The 20,189-nt window shown below is 50.3% G+C and carries 16 protein-coding genes; 7 read left to right on the top strand and 9 right to left on the bottom strand.

What is annotated here, in order from left to right; all coding sequences use genetic code 11:
- Positions 1–681: ATP-dependent helicase C-terminal domain-containing protein (locus AC6R1A_RS06350; RefSeq protein WP_500646161.1), on the top strand; the 681-nt coding region annotated here is incomplete at its 5' end.
- Between the two features lie 26 nt (positions 682–707).
- Here AC6R1A_RS06350 and AC6R1A_RS06355 read toward each other — a convergent pair.
- From AC6R1A_RS06355 to AC6R1A_RS06395, 9 genes are all read right to left on the bottom strand, one after another.
- Positions 708–1,514 (bottom strand): helix-turn-helix domain-containing protein, encoded by an 807-nt coding sequence (locus AC6R1A_RS06355; protein WP_500632750.1) that lies wholly within the window; start codon positions 1,512–1,514, stop codon positions 708–710.
- A gap of 218 nt (positions 1,515–1,732) precedes the next feature.
- Positions 1,733–2,557, bottom strand: a complete 825-nt coding sequence (gene rhaD / locus AC6R1A_RS06360; RefSeq protein ID WP_500632749.1) for a rhamnulose-1-phosphate aldolase — start codon at positions 2,555–2,557, stop codon at positions 1,733–1,735.
- 26 nt (positions 2,558–2,583) lie between these two features.
- Positions 2,584–2,910 (bottom strand): L-rhamnose mutarotase, encoded by a 327-nt coding sequence (gene rhaM / locus AC6R1A_RS06365; protein ID WP_334568377.1) that lies wholly within the window; start codon positions 2,908–2,910, stop codon positions 2,584–2,586.
- Positions 2,911–2,918: 8 nt separating this feature from the next.
- Positions 2,919–4,190 (bottom strand): L-rhamnose isomerase, encoded by a 1,272-nt coding sequence (locus AC6R1A_RS06370; protein WP_500632748.1) that lies wholly within the window; start codon positions 4,188–4,190, stop codon positions 2,919–2,921.
- 10 nt (positions 4,191–4,200) lie between these two features.
- On the bottom strand, positions 4,201–5,622 hold the full coding sequence (gene rhaB / locus AC6R1A_RS06375; RefSeq protein ID WP_500632747.1) for a rhamnulokinase: 1,422 nt from the start codon (positions 5,620–5,622) through the stop codon (positions 4,201–4,203).
- Between the two features lie 216 nt (positions 5,623–5,838).
- On the bottom strand, positions 5,839–6,981 hold the full coding sequence (bglB, locus tag AC6R1A_RS06380) for a beta-galactosidase BglB (RefSeq protein WP_500632746.1): 1,143 nt from the start codon (positions 6,979–6,981) through the stop codon (positions 5,839–5,841).
- An 18-nt stretch (positions 6,982–6,999) separates the two neighbouring features.
- The gene (locus AC6R1A_RS06385; protein ID WP_500632745.1) at positions 7,000–8,307 is read right to left on the bottom strand and encodes a TRAP transporter large permease; all 1,308 of its coding nucleotides are present in this window, start codon (positions 8,305–8,307) and stop codon (positions 7,000–7,002) included.
- Positions 8,304–8,828 carry a TRAP transporter small permease gene (locus tag AC6R1A_RS06390; protein WP_500632744.1) on the bottom strand — a complete coding sequence of 175 codons (525 nt, stop codon included), beginning with the start codon at positions 8,826–8,828 and terminating at the stop codon, positions 8,304–8,306. The genes AC6R1A_RS06385 and AC6R1A_RS06390 overlap by 4 nt, the downstream gene beginning before the upstream one ends.
- A gap of 50 nt (positions 8,829–8,878) precedes the next feature.
- Entirely contained in the window at positions 8,879–9,871 is a 993-nt protein-coding gene (locus AC6R1A_RS06395; RefSeq protein ID WP_500632743.1) for a TRAP transporter substrate-binding protein, read from the bottom strand.
- Between the two features lie 306 nt (positions 9,872–10,177).
- On the opposite strand from AC6R1A_RS06395, the gene mrcB reads away from it, so the two are divergent.
- From mrcB to AC6R1A_RS06425, 6 genes are all read left to right on the top strand, one after another.
- Positions 10,178–12,544, top strand: a complete 2,367-nt coding sequence (gene mrcB, locus AC6R1A_RS06400) for a penicillin-binding protein 1B (RefSeq protein WP_500632742.1) — start codon at positions 10,178–10,180, stop codon at positions 12,542–12,544.
- Positions 12,545–12,670: 126 nt separating this feature from the next.
- Positions 12,671–14,932: a patatin-like phospholipase family protein gene (locus AC6R1A_RS06405; RefSeq protein ID WP_500632756.1), complete on the top strand. Its 2,262-nt coding sequence runs from the start codon at positions 12,671–12,673 to the stop codon at positions 14,930–14,932.
- Positions 14,933–15,237: 305 nt separating this feature from the next.
- Entirely contained in the window at positions 15,238–17,826 is a 2,589-nt protein-coding gene (gene acnB, locus AC6R1A_RS06410; RefSeq protein WP_500629318.1) for a bifunctional aconitate hydratase 2/2-methylisocitrate dehydratase, read from the top strand.
- A 162-nt stretch (positions 17,827–17,988) separates the two neighbouring features.
- Positions 17,989–18,360: a YacL family protein gene (locus AC6R1A_RS06415; RefSeq protein WP_500630126.1), complete on the top strand. Its 372-nt coding sequence runs from the start codon at positions 17,989–17,991 to the stop codon at positions 18,358–18,360.
- A gap of 188 nt (positions 18,361–18,548) precedes the next feature.
- Positions 18,549–18,887 (top strand): P-II family nitrogen regulator, encoded by a 339-nt coding sequence (glnK, locus tag AC6R1A_RS06420; protein WP_334553954.1) that lies wholly within the window; start codon positions 18,549–18,551, stop codon positions 18,885–18,887.
- Positions 18,888–18,914: 27 nt separating this feature from the next.
- Positions 18,915–20,144 carry an ammonium transporter gene (locus AC6R1A_RS06425; protein WP_334553955.1) on the top strand — a complete coding sequence of 410 codons (1,230 nt, stop codon included), beginning with the start codon at positions 18,915–18,917 and terminating at the stop codon, positions 20,142–20,144.
- Positions 20,145–20,189 lie beyond the last annotated feature (45 nt).

Consider the following 20,189-nt stretch of genomic DNA (forward strand, 5'->3'; position numbering starts at 1 on the left):
GAGAAACAGAAGAAGCTCGGCGCGCTCGTGGTGTCTCGAACCGCAATGGCAACGCCAGATAAAGAAAAAATGACACAAGCTTTACTGAGCTATGTACGCCGTAAAGGCTTGTCTGTATTAGAGTGGTCTGATCGCGCTCGTGACACATTAGAGCGCATTCGCTGCGCTGCGCAGTGGCTGCCAGAGCACGATTGGCCAGATTGCTCTGACGATGGCTTATTGGCGGCTCTAGAGCGCTGGCTAGAGCCGTACATGAATCAGGTCACGTCGGTCAAGCAGTTGGCATCGATATCGATAGAGCAAGCGCTGCTGGCCTATTTGGGCTGGCCGTTAAATCAGCAGTTGGATGAGTGGCTGCCTACGCACTACACGCTGCCAACGGGCACACGAGCGCGGATTCGTTATCAAGATGGACAAGAGCCCGTGCTGTCGGTTCGAATTCAAGAAGTGTATGGCGAGCAGACGTCGCCACGCATTGCCGACGGTCGCAAAACCTTAGTATTGGAGCTGCTCTCTCCGGCGCGCAGACCGTTGCAGATCACCCGAGATCTCGCAAGGTTCTGGGCAGGCAGCTACGTGGAAGTACAAAAAGAGATGAAGGGGCGCTACCCCAAACACGTTTGGCCGGATGATCCTGCCAATCATGTGGCAACGACAAAGACCAAGCGGCACTTTAACTGACAGGGCTACTTAACGGTCAGGGCGCGTTAACGGAACTGGGATGGCGTCTGATGGGTAAAGCGCTTGAATTTAGTGCTGAAATAGTTGCTGTCTTTGTAGCCGACTTGAAAGGCAATGTCGGTGATCGACAGGTCAGAGTAATGGAGCAGATCAATGGCTTTATTGACTCGAACACGGTGGACGTAGTTGTTGAACGTGAGGTTAGTGACTTGCTTGATCTTGCGGCTCAGAGTGCGTGACGAGATGTTAAACCGCTCGGAAATGTCGTTGACGCATATCTCTTCACTGTAGTTATTCTGTAACCAGTCGATCACTTGCAAAATGGTGTTGTCGTCGGCGTTGTTATTTTGGGAAGTTAACCGTCCGCGTGACAGCTCAACGATCAACTGCTGAAACAGCGCTTCAGCCATAATGCGAGAATCGACCGAGTTCTGCATCGCTTCTTTTTCGAGTTGCGCCATCAGTTGCTCGGTGCGTTTCAACGTGGCGGTGGAAATCAGCCAACTTTTCTCTTCGGACTCTTCCCTCGGTAGTAGATTTTTCAGCAATGGTGAGTAGGCCAGTCGACTCTTTTTAAACAAGATATTAGTTAGATGGAGGTCATCTACCTGTTCGTACAAGTGACGGTCATTGGGTGAAATAAAGCAAATATGATTCTTTGCGAGATTGGTCGGGATGTCATTAAGAATGTGTTGTCCCGTGCCTTTGGTGACAATGATCAACTCGTGAAAATCATGCGAATGTTCTGGGTAGTTGGGTTGAGGAGCACGGACTTCGGCACACACGGCGGAGTCTGAAGTATGAAAAAAGTCGTCACCGTTTAATTGAAACATTGTTTTACTCCTCTTTGGTTGTTTTTTTGTACTCCTTTCATGTTGGAGCAGCAACTCTGGGATAGACAGAATGTGATCTTTAGTGCGACATGGAAGTCAGAGTGTGATCCTTTTCACTTCTCCAGTTTTTGCTCTAATTTCGGAGAAAAAACACAGAAAAGCCGAGAAGTGGAGGACTTCTCAGCCATTTACATCTGTGGCAGCGACGCCGTACTGGCTTAGAGGTTAAAAGTCTCTTTCAGCGCTAGCATATCTTCAGGGCTGACGCCTTGTGGGATAAATCCACTGGCTAAGCACATCAAATAGAGTTTGGCGCCTTTGTTGGCGACATCGACAAAATCGAACGCGGTCAGTGCGTCTTTGCCGGTGGCGACAGCGCCATGTTTTTCCCAAATAGCGACGTCGTGCATCAGCAGCTTATCGCGGGTTCCTTGGGCCATGGTTTGGCTACCCGGCATGCAGTAAGGCACTATGCCAATCCCTCTAGGTACGAAAGCGCGCACTTCTGGCAGCATTTGCCAACAAGCTATGGTGTACGCATCATCGTTTTGCGCAAAATCTGGATGATGGGAAAGTGCGATCAGCTCAATTGGATGCGTGTGAACCACGCATCGGCTATCTCGCCCAGCCTGCTGTTGCGAGATGATGATCTCCACATGAGAGATAAATTCGCTGGTGGGGGCGAAATCTGGATTATTTCGTCCACCCCAAAGCAGATGGTATCCCTGTGCGCTGTCGTCAATGCGCAAAATGCAGCCCGCTGCTTCTGGGTCACGTAACTCACGAATCCGCTCTCCCGTTCCTTTGACAAAAAAGAGATGACCCGCCGCAGCGCTTGGAAAGGCATCACCGCCAATCATAGAGAGCTTCTTATGCGGAAAAGCACTGAGGTCGGGTGGGAGAACGCCAAAAATATCAGTAATGTCGACAGAGATATTACCGCCATTACGCTCTGCCCACTCTCGTTGCCACAGATACTGCGCGACTTCGCTTACTTTGGCGATTTCGTCTTGGACTACTTGGTTTATGGTCACCGTTTGCATTTGAATTCCTTAATTGATAGTCGTGGTTACGCGAGATAGAAGACCGATTGCAGTGGCACTGAACGAGGTGAATTATCCTCGTTGGTATCCATGATGTCGGCCATGTATCGCCACCACTTTTGGCAGATGTCAGTGTCTGCGATGGCTTGCCATTTCTCTTCACTTCGTACATTGAGGCAGGCAAACAATTGCTCAGTCTCAGGGTGAAGAAAAATGGAATAGTGCTCGGCGCCGTGTGCTTTTAGCGCACGTTCCAGTTCAGGCCACAGTTCATCATGGCGACGCTGGTACTCTCGGGCTTGGCCGGGTTTAAGCTGCATGACCGTGGCGATTCTGATTGCATTGGGCGTCATGGGCTCTCTCACTCTGCATCACGGCGCAGCAGTACGGTTTCCTCGTACTCTTTGATATCGCGTAGCCAATCCAAACCGACAGGAACCTGGTTCATCAAACAGTAGTAATCCCAGACCGCTGCCCATGGCGCGCTGCGGGTCTCTTCTAATAGAGCCAGTCGTGTGGTGTAGTCACCGCTGTTTTCCGCTAGGCGCAGTTGCGTTTCGGGTTCGAGCATCGCTTTGAGTAGCGCTTTGCGCGTATTGCGTGTGCCAATCACCCAAGCGGCAACGCGGTTGATGGACGCATCAAAGAAATCGAGTCCCACATTGACGCGATCAAAGAGCTTGTTGCGAACAATTTCGTTGGCGATGGCTTGGGTTTCATCATCCAAGAGTACGACGTGGTCGCTGTCCCAGCGAATAGGGCGGGTGACATGAAGCAAGAACTCTTTCACATAGAGTGAGCAAGCCGAAATCTTGTCACTGATTACTTCTGTTGGGTGGAAGTGCCCCGCGTCGAGACACAGCAAAATGTCGCGTGTGGCGGCATAGCCCATATAGAACTCGTTGCTGCCTACTGTGTAGGCTTCAGCGCCAATGCCAAAAAGCTTGCTTTCGACGGCGTCTTTGTGAAAAGCGCTATCAATCGGCTCGGCGATGATTTCATCCAATGAGGCCATTAAGCGCTGTCTAGGGGTTAAGCGATCGATGGGCACATCTTTCATGCCATCCGGAACCCAAATGTTCATTACTGATGGAGTACCAAGCTCTTTACCAAAGTACTCTGAGATTTTTCGGCTCGCCTTGCAGTGGTCAATCCAGAACTGACGAATCTCAGCGTCGGGGTGAGAGAGGGTAAAGCCATCCTCACTGAGTGGGTGTGAGAAGCATGAAGGGTTAAAGTCCAGTCCTAACTCATTCCGTTTGGCCCATTCAACCCAATTCTTAAAATGCTCAGGTTTGATCTGGTCGCGCGGAACGGGTTGGTCCGATTCTAAGTAGATGGCGTGCAAGTTGAGTCGCTTAGCACCCGGGATCAAACTGAATGCTTTATCGAGATCTTGACGCAATTCTGCGGGTGTACGCGCTCTACCCGGGTAGTTCCCTGTTGCTTGGATACCACCACTGAGTGCTTGCTCTGGGTTTTCAAACCCACGCACGTCGTCCCCTTGCCAGCAATGGATGGAGATGGGAATCTCATTGACTGCTTTTATGACGTTGTCGGTATCAATGCCCATATCGGCAAATTGTTGTTTCGCCAGTTGGTAGGCTGAATGAATCTGTTGTTGAGTTGGCATCAAAGTATCCTTATTGAGTCAAGGCGTCGAAGCGCGCTTGCTGCGCGTCGAGTTGTGAAATCGGTGTCGGTGAAAATTGGGTGAGTTCGAAAGAGTGCGCGATGATCTCGCGCCCATGCTCAATCGAGTGCACCGCGCCAGTGGCAATCAATTGACCCATCATATTGCCCAGTGCCGAAGCTTCAGTCGGATTAGCCAAGACGGGCACTTGACAGGTATTAGCGCACAACTGGTTGAGAAAATGATTGTTGGCTCCGCCGCCCACCACGTGAATGGCGGTCAGAGGTTTGGGCGCTAGATGGTTAAGTTGAGCAAACACTTGTGCATAGCGCAGTGCCAGACTGTCGAAAATGCAGCGCGCAATCTGTGCCAATGTTTGTGGGGTTCCTTGCCCTGTTCGTTGGCAAAAATCGACGATCGCGTGCTCCATGTTGTCAGGGTTGAGGAAGCAGGCGGCGTCCGGGTCAATCAAAAACTCGAATGCGGGGCTTTGCTGAGCCACCTCCACTAAATGAGCGAAGTGATATTCGCTGTGCAGTTTTTGGATGGATTGAATCAGCCACAGTCCCATGATGTTTTTCAAGGTGCGATAGGTGCCACCCGCACCGCCTTCATTTGTCACGTTGGACAGTAGGGCTTCGTCATTCAATGTGGGATGAGCGGACTCGTATCCCATGAGCGACCAGGTTCCTGAACATAAATAGGCGCACGTGTCGGATTGGAGTGGCGTGCCTAATACCGCTGACGCCGTGTCATGGCTGGCAATGGACGCGACTGGAACAGTTTTGTACTCACCAATGATCTGGTTAGGCGCTTTCGGCTCCAGAAACCAATCACTTGGAATACCAATGCGATCAAGCAAAGCTTGGCTCCACTGTTTGGTGCGACAGTCAAGCAGTTGGGTGGTGGACGCGTTGGTGTACTCGCAATGCTTGACGCCAGTCAGGCGATAGTTGAGGTAGTCAGGAATCAGCAATAGGGTCGCCACATCGCTGAGTGATTCTTTGGGCAGTGCGCACAATTGGTAAAGCGTATTAAAGGGCAAAAATTGGATGCCCGTGGTTTGGTAAAGGGCTTTTCGGTCGAGTGTGTCGGCCAGCAGTTGCTCCATGACACCTTGAGTGCGCGCGTCTCGATAGGAGACTGCAGGGCTGTGTCTTTGACCTTGTTTATCCAGCAGAACAAAGTCGACACCCCAAGTGTCAATACCTATGCTCGCAGGGTGAATCCCACTTTCGAGCACGACGTCGATACCGATACACACTTGTTTAAACAGGGCATCAATATCCCAGCAGTCTTGACCTTGGATTGAAACCAATTGGTTGGTAAATCGATGTTGCTCATCAAGGGAGAGGCGCTGACCATCAAACGTTCCTAGCATGACTCTGCCGCTAGAGGCGCCAATATCAATCGCAATTACGTGTTGCTGCATTATGGATGTCCGTTGTTCTTAATGTGAGAAATTATCGGTAAATCTCTTCTTGAGAGACTTAAAAAAAATGCAGGGGTTGGCGATAAGGTGTCAGGTTTTTCAATATCGATTTGCGTTAGATCACAAAAGCTCACACCTCCGTTTTTTGTGCACAACAGGTGAAAAAAGCCCTGCATGAGCAGGGCAAACATCGCGTTTCGAGGACACGGTAGGTGTTTATAAATAGGTACGTAAATACTCAGAGAGACAAAGGATCGCCATAGCCTGACCATAAGGCATGGAGGTCAATGGGATGTTGCGGTAGTAATCGAGGTCATCGCCCATGGCGGTGCCAAAAGAGACATTGATCAGTTCACCGGATTCGCTGATGTAGTCCTTGATGAGGACATCGACGGCTTTGTTCGCCATTGGGGCGTAGTCGGCAGAAATGTATCGCTTGCGTACGGCTTTTAATATGCCATACGCAAAACCCGCCGTGGCTGACGCTTCCACATAAGAGTGATCGTCATCGAGCAGGGTGCACCACAAGCCACTCTCTTGTTGAGTGCGAGCGAGCATCGCCACCTGACGTTCAAGAATGTGCACCAAGTGACGACGATAAGCGTCATGCTCTGGCAAGTCGAGCAACTCAAGGAAATCAGGGATCACTATCGTGACCCAGCTGTTGCCGCGTGCCCAACGTGCATTGGCAAAGTTATGGTTGCCATCAAAGGTCCAGCCATGGAACCAAGCGCCGGTCTCGCGATCCATAAGGTATTGAATGTGGGTCAGGAACTGATATTTCGCTTCTTCCACATACTCTGGGCGGTCAAGCAGTAGGCCAATCTTGGTGAGCGGCATGACGCTCATCATGAGTGTGTCATCCCACATCTGCTCATTGTTTTCACTGTTGTAAACAATGTGCTGAATGCCACCGCTTTGCGTTTTGGGCATCTGGTACATCACATACTCTGCCCAAGCTTCCAGATACGGGATCAAGGATTGATCTTGCGTCTCTTCATAGCGATAGGCCAAGGTCAAAAATGGGCACACAGTATTGACGTTTTTCGTGGCTTGCTCTTCGGCAAATCGGTCTTCAAACCACTCATCAATAATGTTGAGCACGGTTTGATCATTGGTTTGTTGGTAATACTTGTACATGCCATACAGACCAATACCGTGCGTCCACTCCCAGCCGGCCCAGCCTTTGGTATCTATGGTGCGACCGTCATCAAGATGAAGTAAAAACTCGCCGGTTTCATCTTGAATGTTGATTAAGTTGTTGATCAAAGATTGAATCTTATCGACCACCACTTTTTTCGGGTGTTCACGTTCGATACGGCGAAGGAGTGGGCTTTGTTTTACAGGAAACACTTTCATTTTCATTCCTTAATTCGATTACATAACACCAAGCAGTCTTGGTAAGAATAGAGTGAGTTCAGGGACATAGGTAATCAGCATCAGCATCGCGATAATGGCGATGTAGAACGGGATCAGCGGCTTGATCACCTCTTCGACTTTAACTTGGCCGACGCTTGCCCCGACATACAGGCCACTGCCTACCGGAGGCGTGATGGTACCGATGGCAAGGTTGAAAACCATCAAGATGCCAAAGTGGACGGGGTCAACGCCAATCTTTTGCACAATCGGCAGTAAGATAGGAGTGAATATCAGGATCGCAGGTCCGATATCCATAAAGGCGCCGACAATCAAAATAAACAGGGTGATGACCAGCATGATAATCGCCGGATTATCTGAGATGCCAAGGATCAACTTACTCAGCGCACCAGGGATTCCGGTCATCGACATCGCAAAAGACATCGCTGAAGACGTGGCGAGCAAGAACATGATCACGCCCGTCATGACGAAGGTCTGGATCAAAATCTTCGGCAGATCTTTAAGGGTTAAGGTTCGGTACATCACTAAGGTTAAAAACGCGGTGTACACAACAGCGATCGCTGAGGCTTCGATGGCGGTGAAGATCCCTTGAACGATCCCGCCAACAATGATGACCACCAGCAGCAAGCTTGGGATCGCTTCTCGTGTCACGATCCACGCCGTGCCTTTTTGTAGGGTAAAGAAGTTTGTGTAGTTGTTTCTCTTCGCCACCACATAGGTGATGAGAATACACCCCAGCCCCCAAAGACTGCCCGCAATCAGACCGCCCGCAAACAGCGCTGCAATTGATGTACCGCCACTGGCCAACGCATAAAGAATAAACGCCGTGGTAGGAGGGATGAGCATCCCTGTCGGCGCTGACGCGATATTGACCGCAGAGGCAAAATTACGGTTGTAGCCCTCTTTGGCGCTCATTGGAATCATCACACCACCAATTGAGGTGGAAGCCGCAATGGCTGATCCAGACACGGCACCAAACATCATATTGCCCGCGATGTTGGTGTAGGACAAAGAGCCGGGGATGCGCCCCGTAAACAGCTTGGCAAAGTTGACTAATCGGGTCGCGATGCCGCCGTTATTCATGATAACGCCCGAAAGAATGAAGAAGGGAACGGCCAACAGCGCAAAGCTATCTAGGCTAGAAAACATCTTCTGTGCGGTGGTGAACATCGCAATATCGAACGGAAGAACGAGCATCACGGTCGCGCAGGAGGCAATCACGATGCACAAACCAATCGGCGTACCTAAAACTAGCAGCAAGACAAAAACGCCGATCAATAGGCTCGCTGCGGTGATGGGATCGGTCATGCGGTTTTCCTTGTTGCGCGATCGTTGATAGGCTTCTCTTTGCAAGGAAGAGCGCGAATTTCTTTATGAATATCAAGGATATTGAGCAGGCTGTAAATGATGATCAGCACGCCAGAGAGCGGTAGAGCATAGTAGACCTTACCCATCGACAGTTGCAGCACTGGCGAGATCTGCATCATGGCGTTGCTAGAGACTTTCCAACCGCCGATGATCATGATGTAGACCGAAAAGGCAATGAACACCATTTGGATGACGATGTTCCAGTAACCCGCAATTCGGGCAGGGTAGCGATCAAGAAACAGCGTTAGGCTAATGTGCTCTCGTTTTCCGGCCACATAGGCAAGCCCAATCACCGAGAGCCAAACCAAAGAGAAGCGCAGCATTTCTTCAGAGAAGGTGCTGGGCGTATTAAATAGGTAGCGACTGATCACTTGCCAGCAAGCGACAAAGACCATCACGGTCATCAGTGAGCAACCAAACCATTCGATGGCTTTATCGAGCCACTTTCTTAGCGTATTCATATCAACCTCGTAGGGCAGGAGATAGAAGACTGGCTTCTATCTCCTCGGTTTTAGTTTTGTTCTACTTGTTCGATTTTCTGATAGAGCGAGTAAAGCTCTGGTTTTTTCTTGAGGTTTTCATAGATGGGCTGCACTGCTTGTTTAAAGGGGGCTTGGTCTATTTCGAAGAACTCGACGCCAAAATCTTTGCGCGCAGATTCGGTCGTTTTCGCCATCTCTTCTTGCCATAACTCTTGCTGAAGTGTGATGGATTCATCAATCGCTTCTTGTAGGGCCGCAAGTTGATCTGGGGTCAGCTTTTGTTTGGTGATGTTACTCATGACCACCACGTCAGGGATTCGAGTGTGCATGTCGTAGCTGTAGAATTTGGCCACTTCGCCATGACGGGCGATGGTTAGGGCAAACTCGTTGTTTTCTGCGCCATCAAGAATGCCTTGCTGCAATGAGGTGTACACTTCAGCTTGGCTCATGGCGATAGGTGCGGCTCCGAGGAGCTTCATTGTCTCGATGGACGTTTCACTCTGCATCACGCGGATCTTTTTACCTTTGAGGTCGTCGAGCGTTTTCACCGGTGCTTTGCTCATGTAGAAGCTGCGCGCTCCTGAGTCATACCAACCGACACCGGAGAAGCCTTGCGCTTCTGTTGAACGATAGACCGTGCTCATGACATCCTCGTCTTCCATCACGCGGTAAAAGCCCTCTTTGCTGTCAAAAAGGTAAGGCAATGAAAAAACGCCGTAGAGAGGGGAGAAGCTTTCGAGAAGGCCAGATGAGACTTTAGTGATATCAATGGCACCGACTTGAGCCATTTCAACCAGTTCACGTTCGCCGCCGAGCTGGCTGTCTGGGAAGTATTGAATCGTGACTTCGCCGTTGGTTTTTTCAGCCACAGCATCACCAATGTACTGTAAGGCGGCTTTCACGGGTTGGCTGTTTTCAGCGTAGGCAAGCTTGAGCACGGTGTTTGCGTAAGCGCCTTGCGCAGCCAGCATCAGTGCGGATGCTAAAACGGCTTTGTTGAAGGGGGTGTAGAGTCGGGACATAGTATCCTCCATACATAATGGCTTTTGATTATGTTATTGGTTGGTTGGGTTTATCGTTATTGATTTACGCAGTGTATAGTTGCAGGGCGGCGCGATGTTCACCTTTAAAAATGAGCCAGCTTTATCTGGCCATCGTCAATTTTGCGAGATCGATAGCGCAGCGAGTCACATTTTTACTTTTTGTCTCCCCACGGAGAATGCGCTTGAACGCTGGGCTTTTTTACGCCGAACTGACTTACTGCTGTTTAGGCATACAGCAAAGCGCGATATAGTAAGCGCCAATGCTCAGCAATCCGAATTTAGCTCATGACCAGCAATAAGAAGCCGCGTTCGAAAGGGACAGCCACGAAAAAACGTACGCCAGCGCGAACCGCCTCGAAAAAGCCCTCTTCGCCTAATAAAACACCATTAAAAGCCAGTGTGTTACGAACCCTATGGGGCCTTACATGGAAGCTCGCCTTGGCTGGGTTTGCCTTACTACTGGTGGTGGGCATCTATCTTGATAGCTTGGTTAAACAGAAATTTGAAGGTCAGCTGTTCTCTTTGCCTACGGTGGTGTATGCGCGTATTTTGCATCTCGCGCCGGGTGACAACATTTCGATTCAAGAAGTCCGTAATGAGCTGGATGTGCTCAATTATCGCAAAGTGCGTCACCCTCAATACCCGGGTGAGTATTCCTCTTCTTCGAGCAAGATTGAGCTGATTCGTCGGCCTTTTGAGTTCTCTGATGGCCCAGAGCCTGACCGCCACGTCATGCTGCATTTTGATGCGTCAAGCCTGCAAAGGATCCAATCGTTAGAAAAGCCGGGGGAGTTAGGCTACTTGCGCATTGAGCCGAAAATGCTGGGTATGCTTGAAAAAAATCAAGATGAACAACGACTGTTTATCAAGCGGGTCGATTTTCCGGAAGTGATGATCGACGCGCTGCTCGCAACAGAAGACCGGCACTTTTATCAGCATGATGGAGTGTCACCATTGGCGATCGCGCGTGCTTTGGTGGCCAACGTGAAAGCGGGGCGGACCGTGCAAGGCGGCAGCACTCTGACGCAGCAGTTAGCCAAAAACCTCTTTTTATCGAGCGATCGCACCTTATGGCGCAAAATGAGAGAGGCTTACATCGCCCTGATTCTCGATTATCGCTACAGCAAAGACCGCATTTTGGAAGCGTACCTCAATGAAGTCTATTTAGGTCAAAGCCGCGGTGAAGCGATTCATGGCTTTGGTTTGGCGTCGCGTTTTTATTTCGGCCAACCGATTCAAGAGCTGAGAATTGATCAACTGGCGTTGTTGGTCGGCATGGTGAAAGGCCCTTCGTATTACAACCCACAACGCTACCCTGAGCGGGCGAAAGAGCGTCGAGATCTGGTGCTGCGCTTAATGATGCAACAAGGCACGTTGACGGCGAGCGAGTTTGATGCTGCTGCCAGCCGCCCACTGGATTTACAAGCAACGCCACAAATTGCCAGTCGTCAGCCCGCTTATTTTCAGCAAGTGAGTATTGAGCTCAAAGAGAAACTTGGAGAGCGTTTCCAAGGCGACAGCGGCCTGCGCGTATTTACCTCACTTGACCCTGTCTCGCAGCATCAATTGGAACGCGCCGTGGCCTCTAAGGTAACGCAACTGGCAACCGTGGCGGGCGATGAATTAGAGGGCGCAGCGGTGGCGGTGGATCGACACACCGGCGAAATTCGCGCGATGGTCGGTGGCAAACGCACCGGCTTTGATGGCTTTAACCGAGCCTTGAACGCGAAGCGGCAAATTGGCTCATTGGCAAAACCTGCGGTCTATTTGGCGGCGCTCAATCAGCCGGAAAAATACACCTTAGCCACCACGCTGCATGACAAGCCGATTACGCTCAAGGGCAGTCAAGGTAACGTCTGGTCGCCGCGCAATTACGACCGAGAATATCGCGGTGATGTGCCGCTCTATCTGGCGCTGGCCAAATCGCTCAATGTGCCGACGGTGGAGCTAGGTATGCAAGTGGGCATAGAGAAGGTCATCAACACCTTTGAGCAGCTTGGCGTGCCACGTGAAGAGATTCGCCCGGTGCCTTCGATGTTTTTAGGCTCATTCAGTCTTACCCCGTTTCAGGTGGCGCAGATGTACCAAACCTTAACCAACTCGGGCCGATACGCGAAGCTCTCTGCGCTGCGTTCGGTGCTGAATCTTGAAGGGCAGGTGCTGTATGAGTCTCTGCCTAGCGCGTCACAGCGCGTCGATCAACAAGCGGCCTGGCTGACCACTTATGCGATGAAAATCGGCGTTACCGAAGGCACTGGCCGCTATCTCAATAGTCAGTTTTCTCAAGCGGCGCTGGCGGGAAAAACCGGTACCAGTAATGATACCCGTGACAGTTGGTTTGTCGGTGTTGATGGGCGAGAGGTGACCACGATATGGCTTGGCCGAGACGACAATACACCGACCAAACTGACGGGGTCGAGCGGCGCATTACGTGTCTATGCCGATTACTTATCACAGCGTATTCCGCAGCCATTGAGTCTGCCATGGCCCCAAGGCATCACGACACTAGGTTTTGCTGGGCGAGAGTCGGGCAGCTTGGCGCTGGATTGTCGTAACGACTTTAGGTTGCCCGTATGGGATAACACAGGTCAGCTCAAACAACAGTGTGATAAAGCGTCGGCATCCTGGATCAATCGACTCTTTGACTGGTAAGGTCAGATGGGTTTGTGTATATAATCCGAAATCATTGGTTTTGAAAGGAATTCAAACGTGAAAAAAACGCTTCGCTCCTTGCGCGGTTTTAGCTATCTATGCGCTTTTTTAGGCGGGTGGCCACTCATAGCGACAGCACAGTCAGGACCATCGCTGCTTGATACCGATGTGCCAGCTGTTGAGCGCCCTAAAATTGCTGTGGTGCTGGCGGGCGGCGGCGCCAAAGGTGCGGCGCACATTGGGGTGTTGAAAGCGCTTGAAGAGCTGAAAATTCCAGTCGACTACATTACCGGCACCAGTATGGGCGCCTATGTCGGCGGCCTTTATGCGACAGGGATGAGCGCTGATGAAATCGAGAGTTTTCTTTACAGCGTCAATTGGAACTCTGGCTTTGTTGATAAAGTGCCGCGCAGTGAGCGTCGTGTGAGAGATAAAGAGTACGAAGACCGCTACCAACTGACGACCGATTTTGGCCTCGGGATTGGTGAGCTCAGAGCCGCCAAAGGGGTCGTGCAAGGGCAGAGTATGCTGCGTATCTTGCGCGAAACCACAGGTAATCTTCCTCCTTTTACCAGCTTTGATGAACTGGCGATCCCCTATCGTTCGGTGGCGACCGACATCATTCAATTAGAACCTGTCATATTAAGCAGTGGCTATTTGACCGATGCCATGATGGCGAGCATGTCTGTCCCTGGTGCGCTGCCACCGTATGAAGTGGATGGCAAAATGTTGGTCGACGGCGGGGTGACCAACAATATGCCGGTCGAACTCGCTCGAGCACTGGGCGCGGACATCATTATCGCGGTGGACATCAGCTCGGATTATCGCGCCGAAGAGGAATTTACCAACTTATTTACCGTCGCTTCGCAGTTGTCCAATTATCTTGTAAAGCGCAGTACTCGAGAGCAGACGAGCTTTCTTGCTGAGGGCGATGTCCTTCTGAAACCTGAGGTGGGTCGCTATGGCACCACCGATTTCTCCATTATGCCTGAAGCGTATGTCAAAGGTTATGAGGTCGCCCACGCAGCAAAGGAGCAATTGCAGGCGTTGTCGGTTTCTTCCGCTGAGTACCAACACTATGTGGAGAAAAAACAGCAAGCACGAGCCAAACTCACTTATGTCGATGAGGTGGTGATTGACCGATTGGAGGTGAGCAATAACAGCCCATTCTCCGATGAGGTGATAGCGCAGCGATTGAATCTTGAAAGCGGCGAGCAGTATTCGACGGAAACGTTGGAGCAGAGCATACGCGATCTCTATGTGTTGGATCGGTTTGAGTTGGTGACCTACCAGTTTGATCAGCAAGATGATGACAACGTGCTGCGCGTGAACATCAAAGAGAAATCCTGGGGGCCGAATTTTGTCGACTTTCGTTTCTTCCTTGAAGATGACTTTCAGACCAAAAGCCAGTACTCGATTGGTGTCTCCACCAACTTCACCGGCTTGACGGAGCAAGGAGCCGAGCTAAGAACCAATGTCGAACTGGGCACAGACAAGCTGTTGGAGTTTGATCTCTATTCACCGATCCTCTCCTCTCAAACACTGTTTGGTAACGCGATAGTCAGTTACAAGGAGCAGACGCGTAACCTGCCGTTTGACGCCGATGGAGAGTTCGAATTCATTACCGATCCTACCTTAGAGACAACTGAGAATTACCTGCCGGTGAACTATGCCCAGTGGATTGGGGAGCTGGCGATGGGTTATCAGAGCAACTTATGGAGCCAATTTAAGGTGGGCGGGCGCTATACGCACGGTGAAGTGGAAGCGTCGACCTTCTCCTTGTTTGGCACTGGCCGCTATGAGCGCCTGGGTCTGTTTGCCAACTACCGCATTGATACTTTGGACAACTTTGCCCTACCAAACAAGGGGGTTTACCTCGATCTAGGATTCCTAGTTTCTGATGATAGCTCGCAAGACAGTTTGTCGGACATCGATGATACCGTGTACGAAACCACCGTGCGTTGGATAGGTGCGCACAGCTTTGGCCGTCATACTTTAGTGGGAAACTTTGATGGCGCGCTAGTGGAGAGCAAAAAGTCCCAGTTGCTGGTGGATCCTAAACAGTTAGGCGGCTTTCTAAACCTCTCCGGCATCCCGAAAAACAGTCTGGTTGGGCAAAACAAACTCTATGGCAATGCCACTTATCGCTACCGTTGGTTTGATAATGATTTTGGCCTCTTCAGCTCGCCCTTCTACGTAGGCGCGTCATTGGAATATGGCGGTGTGTGGTCAGATCCGGATACAGAAATCAGCCAAGCGCCGATGTATCAAGCGGCTTCGGTTTTTGCGGGGATTGACTCGCCAGTCGGACCGGTGATGTTTGGTTATGGCCGTACTGAACAAAACTACGACTCGTTTTATCTCATCATCGGCAGTTCGTTTAAATAGTGGGATCGAGTCGATATAAATTGTTGTACGGTTTATAGGGTGAATGTGCTTATACTGCATGAAAAAGCATAGAACTTTAGTCTCAAGTTGCTATGTTGGTCAAAATGATGAGATTTTAATTTAACGTTAAATTTGCTATTCTACCGCCCACAGTTTGGCCTCTCTGGCATGATTATTCGATGTTTGGTATCGCACCAATTGAATGACAATATGGCATGGAGCGCCAAGTTTCCAAGGATGTTCACTCCCTTCTTTTCTGAATAAATAGCAATAAAGGGGAGGAACCGCAATGAGAGGAAAAAGTCGTGCTTGAAGCCTATCGTAAACACGTCGAAGAGCGTGCTGCTGAAGGAGTTGTACCTAAACCATTGGATGCCGAGCAAGTTGCCAGCCTAGTGGAACTTCTGAAAAATCCCCCTCAAGGTGAAGAAGCGTTTATTCTTGACCTTCTGGAAAACCGAATCCCACCGGGTGTTGATGAAGCGGCTTACGTCAAAGCTGGTTTCCTAACGGCTGTGGCGAAAGGCGAGGTCTCTTCTCCGCTGGTTAGCCGCGAAAAAGCCGCGCAGCTCCTTGGTACTATGCAAGGTGGCTACAACATCGCGCCGCTGGTTGAGTTCCTTGATGATGAGACTCTAGCCCCCATCGCGGTCAAAGCCTTGTCTCATACACTACTGATGTTTGATGCGTTCTACGACGTGGAAGAAAAAGCCAAAGCCGGCAACAGCTTTGCACAGCAAGTGATGCAATCATGGGCGGATGCAGAGTGGTTTACTGCCAAGAAGAAAGTCGCAGAAAAGATCACGGTTAAAGTGTTTAAAGTGACCGGTGAGACGAACACCGATGACTTATCCCCAGCTCCAGATGCTTGGTCGCGCCCTGATATTCCTGTTCACGCGAAAGCGATGCTGAAAATGGAGCGTGAAGGCATCAACCCAGATCAACCTGGTAGTGTTGGCCCTATCACGCAACTCGAAGAGTTGAAAAAAGACGGCATCCCACTCGCTTACGTGGGTGATGTTGTGGGCACCGGTTCTTCGCGTAAATCCGCGACCAACTCAGTGCTGTGGTTTATGGGCGAAGATATCCCATACGTACCTAATAAACGCACCGGCGGTATCTGCTTGGGTGGCAAAATTGCCCCTATCTTCTACAACACCATGGAAGATTCAGGCGCGCTACCGATTGAATTGAACGTACAACAGATGAATATGGGCGATGTGATCGACATCTTCCCGTACGAAGGTGTGGTACGTAAAGATGGCGAAGAGATTTCTCGTTTCGAGCTGAGCAAAGTGCTGCTTGATGAAGTGCGAGCGGGTGGCCGTATTCCTCTTATTATCGGTCGTGGCTTAACCAGTCGCGCGCGCGCATCGCTCGGTCTTGAAGAGACCGATCTCTTTGCAAAACCCGTTGACCCATCATCGTCAACTAAGGGCTTTACTCTGGCTCAGAAAATGGTCGGTAAAGCGTGTGGCGTTGAAGGTGTCCGCGCAGGTCAATACTGTGAACCTAAGATGACCACGGTCGGCTCGCAAGATACGACGGGCCCAATGACGCGTGATGAGTTGAAAGACTTGGCGTGTCTTGGTTTCTCCGCAGACCTTGTTATGCAGTCATTCTGTCATACCTCTGCGTATCCAAAACCGGTGGATGTGAATACTCACCATACCTTGCCAGACTTCATTATGAACCGTGGCGGTGTCTCTTTGCGCCCTGGTGACGGTGTTATCCACTCTTGGTTAAACCGCATGTTGCTGCCAGATACCGTAGGTACAGGTGGTGACTCGCATACTCGTTTCCCTCTTGGCATTTCTTTCCCTGCCGGTTCTGGCTTGGTGGCGTTTGCCGCAGCGACGGGTGTGATGCCATTGGATATGCCTGAGTCTATCTTGGTGCGCTTCAAAGGCGAGATGCAGCCGGGTATCACCTTGCGTGATTTGGTGCATGCGATCCCTTACTATGCGATTCAACAAGGTCTATTGACGGTTGAAAAATCAGGTAAGATCAATGAGTTCTCAGGTCGCGTACTTGAGATTGAAGGGGTGGAGCACTTAACGGTTGAGCAAGCGTTTGAGCTCTCTGATGCCTCAGCAGAGCGCAGTGCAGCAGGCTGTACGGTCAAGCTCTCTCAAGCGTCAATTGAAGAGTACCTCAACTCAAACATCACCATGTTGAAGTGGATGATCTCCGAAGGTTACGGCGATCGCCGCACCATCGAGCGTCGCATTACAGCGATGCAAGAGTGGTTGGCTAACCCTGAACTAATGGAAGCCGACGCGGACGCGGAGTACGCGCACGTGATTGAGATTGATCTTGCCGAGATCAACGAACCTATCTTGTGTGCGCCAAACGATCCGGATGATGCGCGCCTACTTTCTCAAGTGCAAGGCACTGAGATTGACGAAGTCTTCATTGGCTCGTGCATGACCAACATTGGTCACTTCCGTGCAGCAGGTAAATTGCTTGAGCAATATGGTGGTACCTTGAATACACGTCTCTGGGTAGCGCCGCCAACCAAGATGGACCGCGATCAATTGACCGAAGAAGGCTATTACGGCATCTACGGCCGTGCGGGTGTGCGTATTGAAACCCCAGGGTGTTCACTCTGTATGGGTAACCAAGCGCGCGTAGCGGATAAAGCGACGGTCATGTCGACCTCAACGCGTAACTTCCCGAACCGTTTAGGTACCGGCGCGAATGTGTTCCTCTCTTCCGCTGAGCTCGCGGCAGTGGGCGCTATCATAGGCCGCATCCCTACTAAAGAAGAGTATCTTGAGTACGCGGCGAAGATCAATGCGACCGCGGCGGATACCTATCGCTACTTGAACTTCCACAAGATGGAACAGTACACCAAGAAAGCGGATACCGTGATCTTCCAAGAACCAGCGTAATCACGCTCTAGCGAATATGACAGATCAGCGTCTGCTTCGGCAGGCGCTTTTTTTATCTCTGTTTTTTAGGCTCACGGTGTCGATTTTTAGAGTGTCTGAGGCCGATTTTAGGTATAGTGCGCGCCTTTTCTTCACGACTTTTTCTGGGTAGGTGGTTCAATTATGGAATTTGAATTTATTAAGAATACCTTACTGGGTGACGTCTACGTAAGATCCAGTATGGGGCATGAGGTCTTTGGTCGCTGGCTTCAGGAAGAAATTGGTCAAGACCCCGTCAAACTCGAGAGCATTGATCAGTTGCTAGCCAGTGCGAAAGCTGCGCCTCAGCAAGAGTGCATTTTAGAAGGCCGAGAAATTTCTCTGACAGTTCAAGGTGATGAAGTGTTAGTGGAAGAGAACAGCTTAAAGCATGACTTTGACCTTGGCGCGGAAAGTGAGTTTGAGTTGTATGAGAGCGAGAGCCGTGCAAGCTGCGGTTTGGAAGATTTCGAACAACTGCTCGACCAGTGGAAATCCTTTCTTCGAACAATGTAATGCACCCTATTGGTGAATGAATTCACGGATGCTCTGTTTTTGGGAAGCGCGCGCACCTTTATGGTGCGCGTTTTTCGTTCTACAGGATGGGAATTTAATGTAATTTCATATTTATCAATGGTTTAAAAACTTGGCACGCACCTTGGATTATAGAAAAGCAAAAGGATGACTGCTTCAGAGAGGATGCGATGAAACTTATTAATGCGATTATCAAACCGTTCAAATTAGATGATGTTCGAGAGGCGTTAGCCGATGTGGGCATCGAGGGGATGACTGTATCAGAGGTGAAAGGCTTTGGTCGTCAAAAAGGCCATACAGAACTTTACCGTGGTGCAGAATATCAAGTCGATTTTCTACCCAAAGTAAAACTAGAGATCGCCACTCAGGCTGAAAACGTTGACCGCGTTATCGAAGCCATCACGAAAGCGGCGCACACCGGAAAAATTGGTGACGGTAAGATTTTTGTCTACGACCTAAGTCAAGCAGTGCGTATTCGTACTGGTGAGACGGATGTTGAGGCACTTTAAGAATTCAAAGGACTGGAGATAAACACGATGGAATTATCAACAACAGTAACAGAGTTACGTTACGCACTAGACACCTTTTTCTTCCTCATTTCAGGTGCGTTAGTTATGTGGATGGCTGCGGGTTTTGCGATGCTGGAAGCGGGTCTAGTACGTTCAAAGAACACCACTGAAATCCTAACCAAAAACTTCTGCCTATACGCTATCGCTTGTACCATGTACTTGGTGGTTGGCTACAACATTATGTACGTCGACAACGGCGAAGGCGGTTGGCTACCATCAATCGGTGCGCTGATTGGTACGCAAGGTGAAGGTGCAGACCACTCCCTTGAGTCTGACTTCTTCTTCCAAGTTGTGTTCGTGGCGACGGCGATGTCGGTTGTCTCTGGCGCAGTGGCTGAGCGTATGAAGCTATGGGCTTTCTTGATTTTCGCTGTCGTACTTACAGCCTTCATCTACCCAGTCGAGGGTTACTGGACTTGGGGCGGTGGCTTCCTATCTGAAGCGGGCTTTAGCGACTTTGCAGGCTCTGGTATTGTTCACATGGCAGGCGCAGCAGCAGCATTGGCAGGCGTACTTCTTCTTGGTGCACGTAAAGGTAAATACGGCAAAAACGGTGAAATCTACCCAATTCCTGGTTCAAACATGCCATTGGCAACGTTGGGTACCTTCATCCTATGGTTCGGTTGGTTCGGCTTCAACGGTGGTTCACAGTTGATGGTATCAGATTTCGAGAACGCAACAGCGGTTGGTCAAATCTTCCTAAACACCAATGCCGCAGCCGCAGCAGGTGCCATTGCAGCGCTGTTTGTTTGTAAAACCACTTGGGGTAAAGCAGACCTGACTATGATTCTTAACGGTGCGTTGGCGGGCTTGGTAGCTATCACCGCAGACCCACTGTCACCATCACCACTTTACTCTGTGGCTATCGGTGCGGTATCAGGTGCATTGGTTGTGTTTAGCATCATCGGTCTAGACAAACTTAAGATTGACGATCCAGTGGGTGCTATCTCTGTTCACGGTGTGTGTGGCTTCTTCGGCCTGATGGTTGTGCCACTAAGCAACGGTGACGCTTCATTCGGTGCACAGCTTCTTGGTGCTGCAGTGATCTTCGCTTGGGTATTCGGTGCAAGCCTAGTGGTCTGGGGTATCTTGAAAGCAACAATGGGTATCCGAGTCTCTGAAGACGAAGAGATGGAAGGTATGGACATGCACGACTGTGGTGTTGGTGCTTACCCAGAGTTCGTGACTGTGAAATAAATCACTTTTTAATACAAAGTATGAAGCCCACACTCAGTGTGGGCT

The organism is Vibrio sp. R10-SG3-ISO3 (assembly GCF_059834225.1).

Excerpts from the sequence above, each read along its gene's own strand:
- AC6R1A_RS06355 (WP_500632750.1), bottom strand. The coding sequence starts at position 1,514 with ATGTTTCAATTAAACGGTGACGACTTTTTTCATACTTCAGACTCCGCC.
- rhaD (WP_500632749.1), bottom strand. The coding sequence starts at position 2,557 with ATGCAAACGGTGACCATAAACCAAGTAGTCCAAGACGAAATCGCCAAA.
- rhaM (WP_334568377.1), bottom strand. The coding sequence starts at position 2,910 with ATGACGCCCAATGCAATCAGAATCGCCACGGTCATGCAGCTTAAACCC.
- AC6R1A_RS06370 (WP_500632748.1), bottom strand. The coding sequence starts at position 4,190 with ATGCCAACTCAACAACAGATTCATTCAGCCTACCAACTGGCGAAACAA.
- rhaB (WP_500632747.1), bottom strand. The coding sequence starts at position 5,622 with ATGCAGCAACACGTAATTGCGATTGATATTGGCGCCTCTAGCGGCAGA.
- bglB (WP_500632746.1), bottom strand. The coding sequence starts at position 6,981 with ATGAAAGTGTTTCCTGTAAAACAAAGCCCACTCCTTCGCCGTATCGAA.
- AC6R1A_RS06385 (WP_500632745.1), bottom strand. The coding sequence starts at position 8,307 with ATGACCGATCCCATCACCGCAGCGAGCCTATTGATCGGCGTTTTTGTC.
- AC6R1A_RS06390 (WP_500632744.1), bottom strand. The coding sequence starts at position 8,828 with ATGAATACGCTAAGAAAGTGGCTCGATAAAGCCATCGAATGGTTTGGT.
- AC6R1A_RS06395 (WP_500632743.1), bottom strand. The coding sequence starts at position 9,871 with ATGTCCCGACTCTACACCCCCTTCAACAAAGCCGTTTTAGCATCCGCA.
- mrcB (WP_500632742.1), top strand. The coding sequence starts at position 10,178 with ATGACCAGCAATAAGAAGCCGCGTTCGAAAGGGACAGCCACGAAAAAA.
- AC6R1A_RS06415 (WP_500630126.1), top strand. The coding sequence starts at position 17,989 with ATGGAATTTGAATTTATTAAGAATACCTTACTGGGTGACGTCTACGTA.
- glnK (WP_334553954.1), top strand. The coding sequence starts at position 18,549 with ATGAAACTTATTAATGCGATTATCAAACCGTTCAAATTAGATGATGTT.
- AC6R1A_RS06425 (WP_334553955.1), top strand. The coding sequence starts at position 18,915 with ATGGAATTATCAACAACAGTAACAGAGTTACGTTACGCACTAGACACC.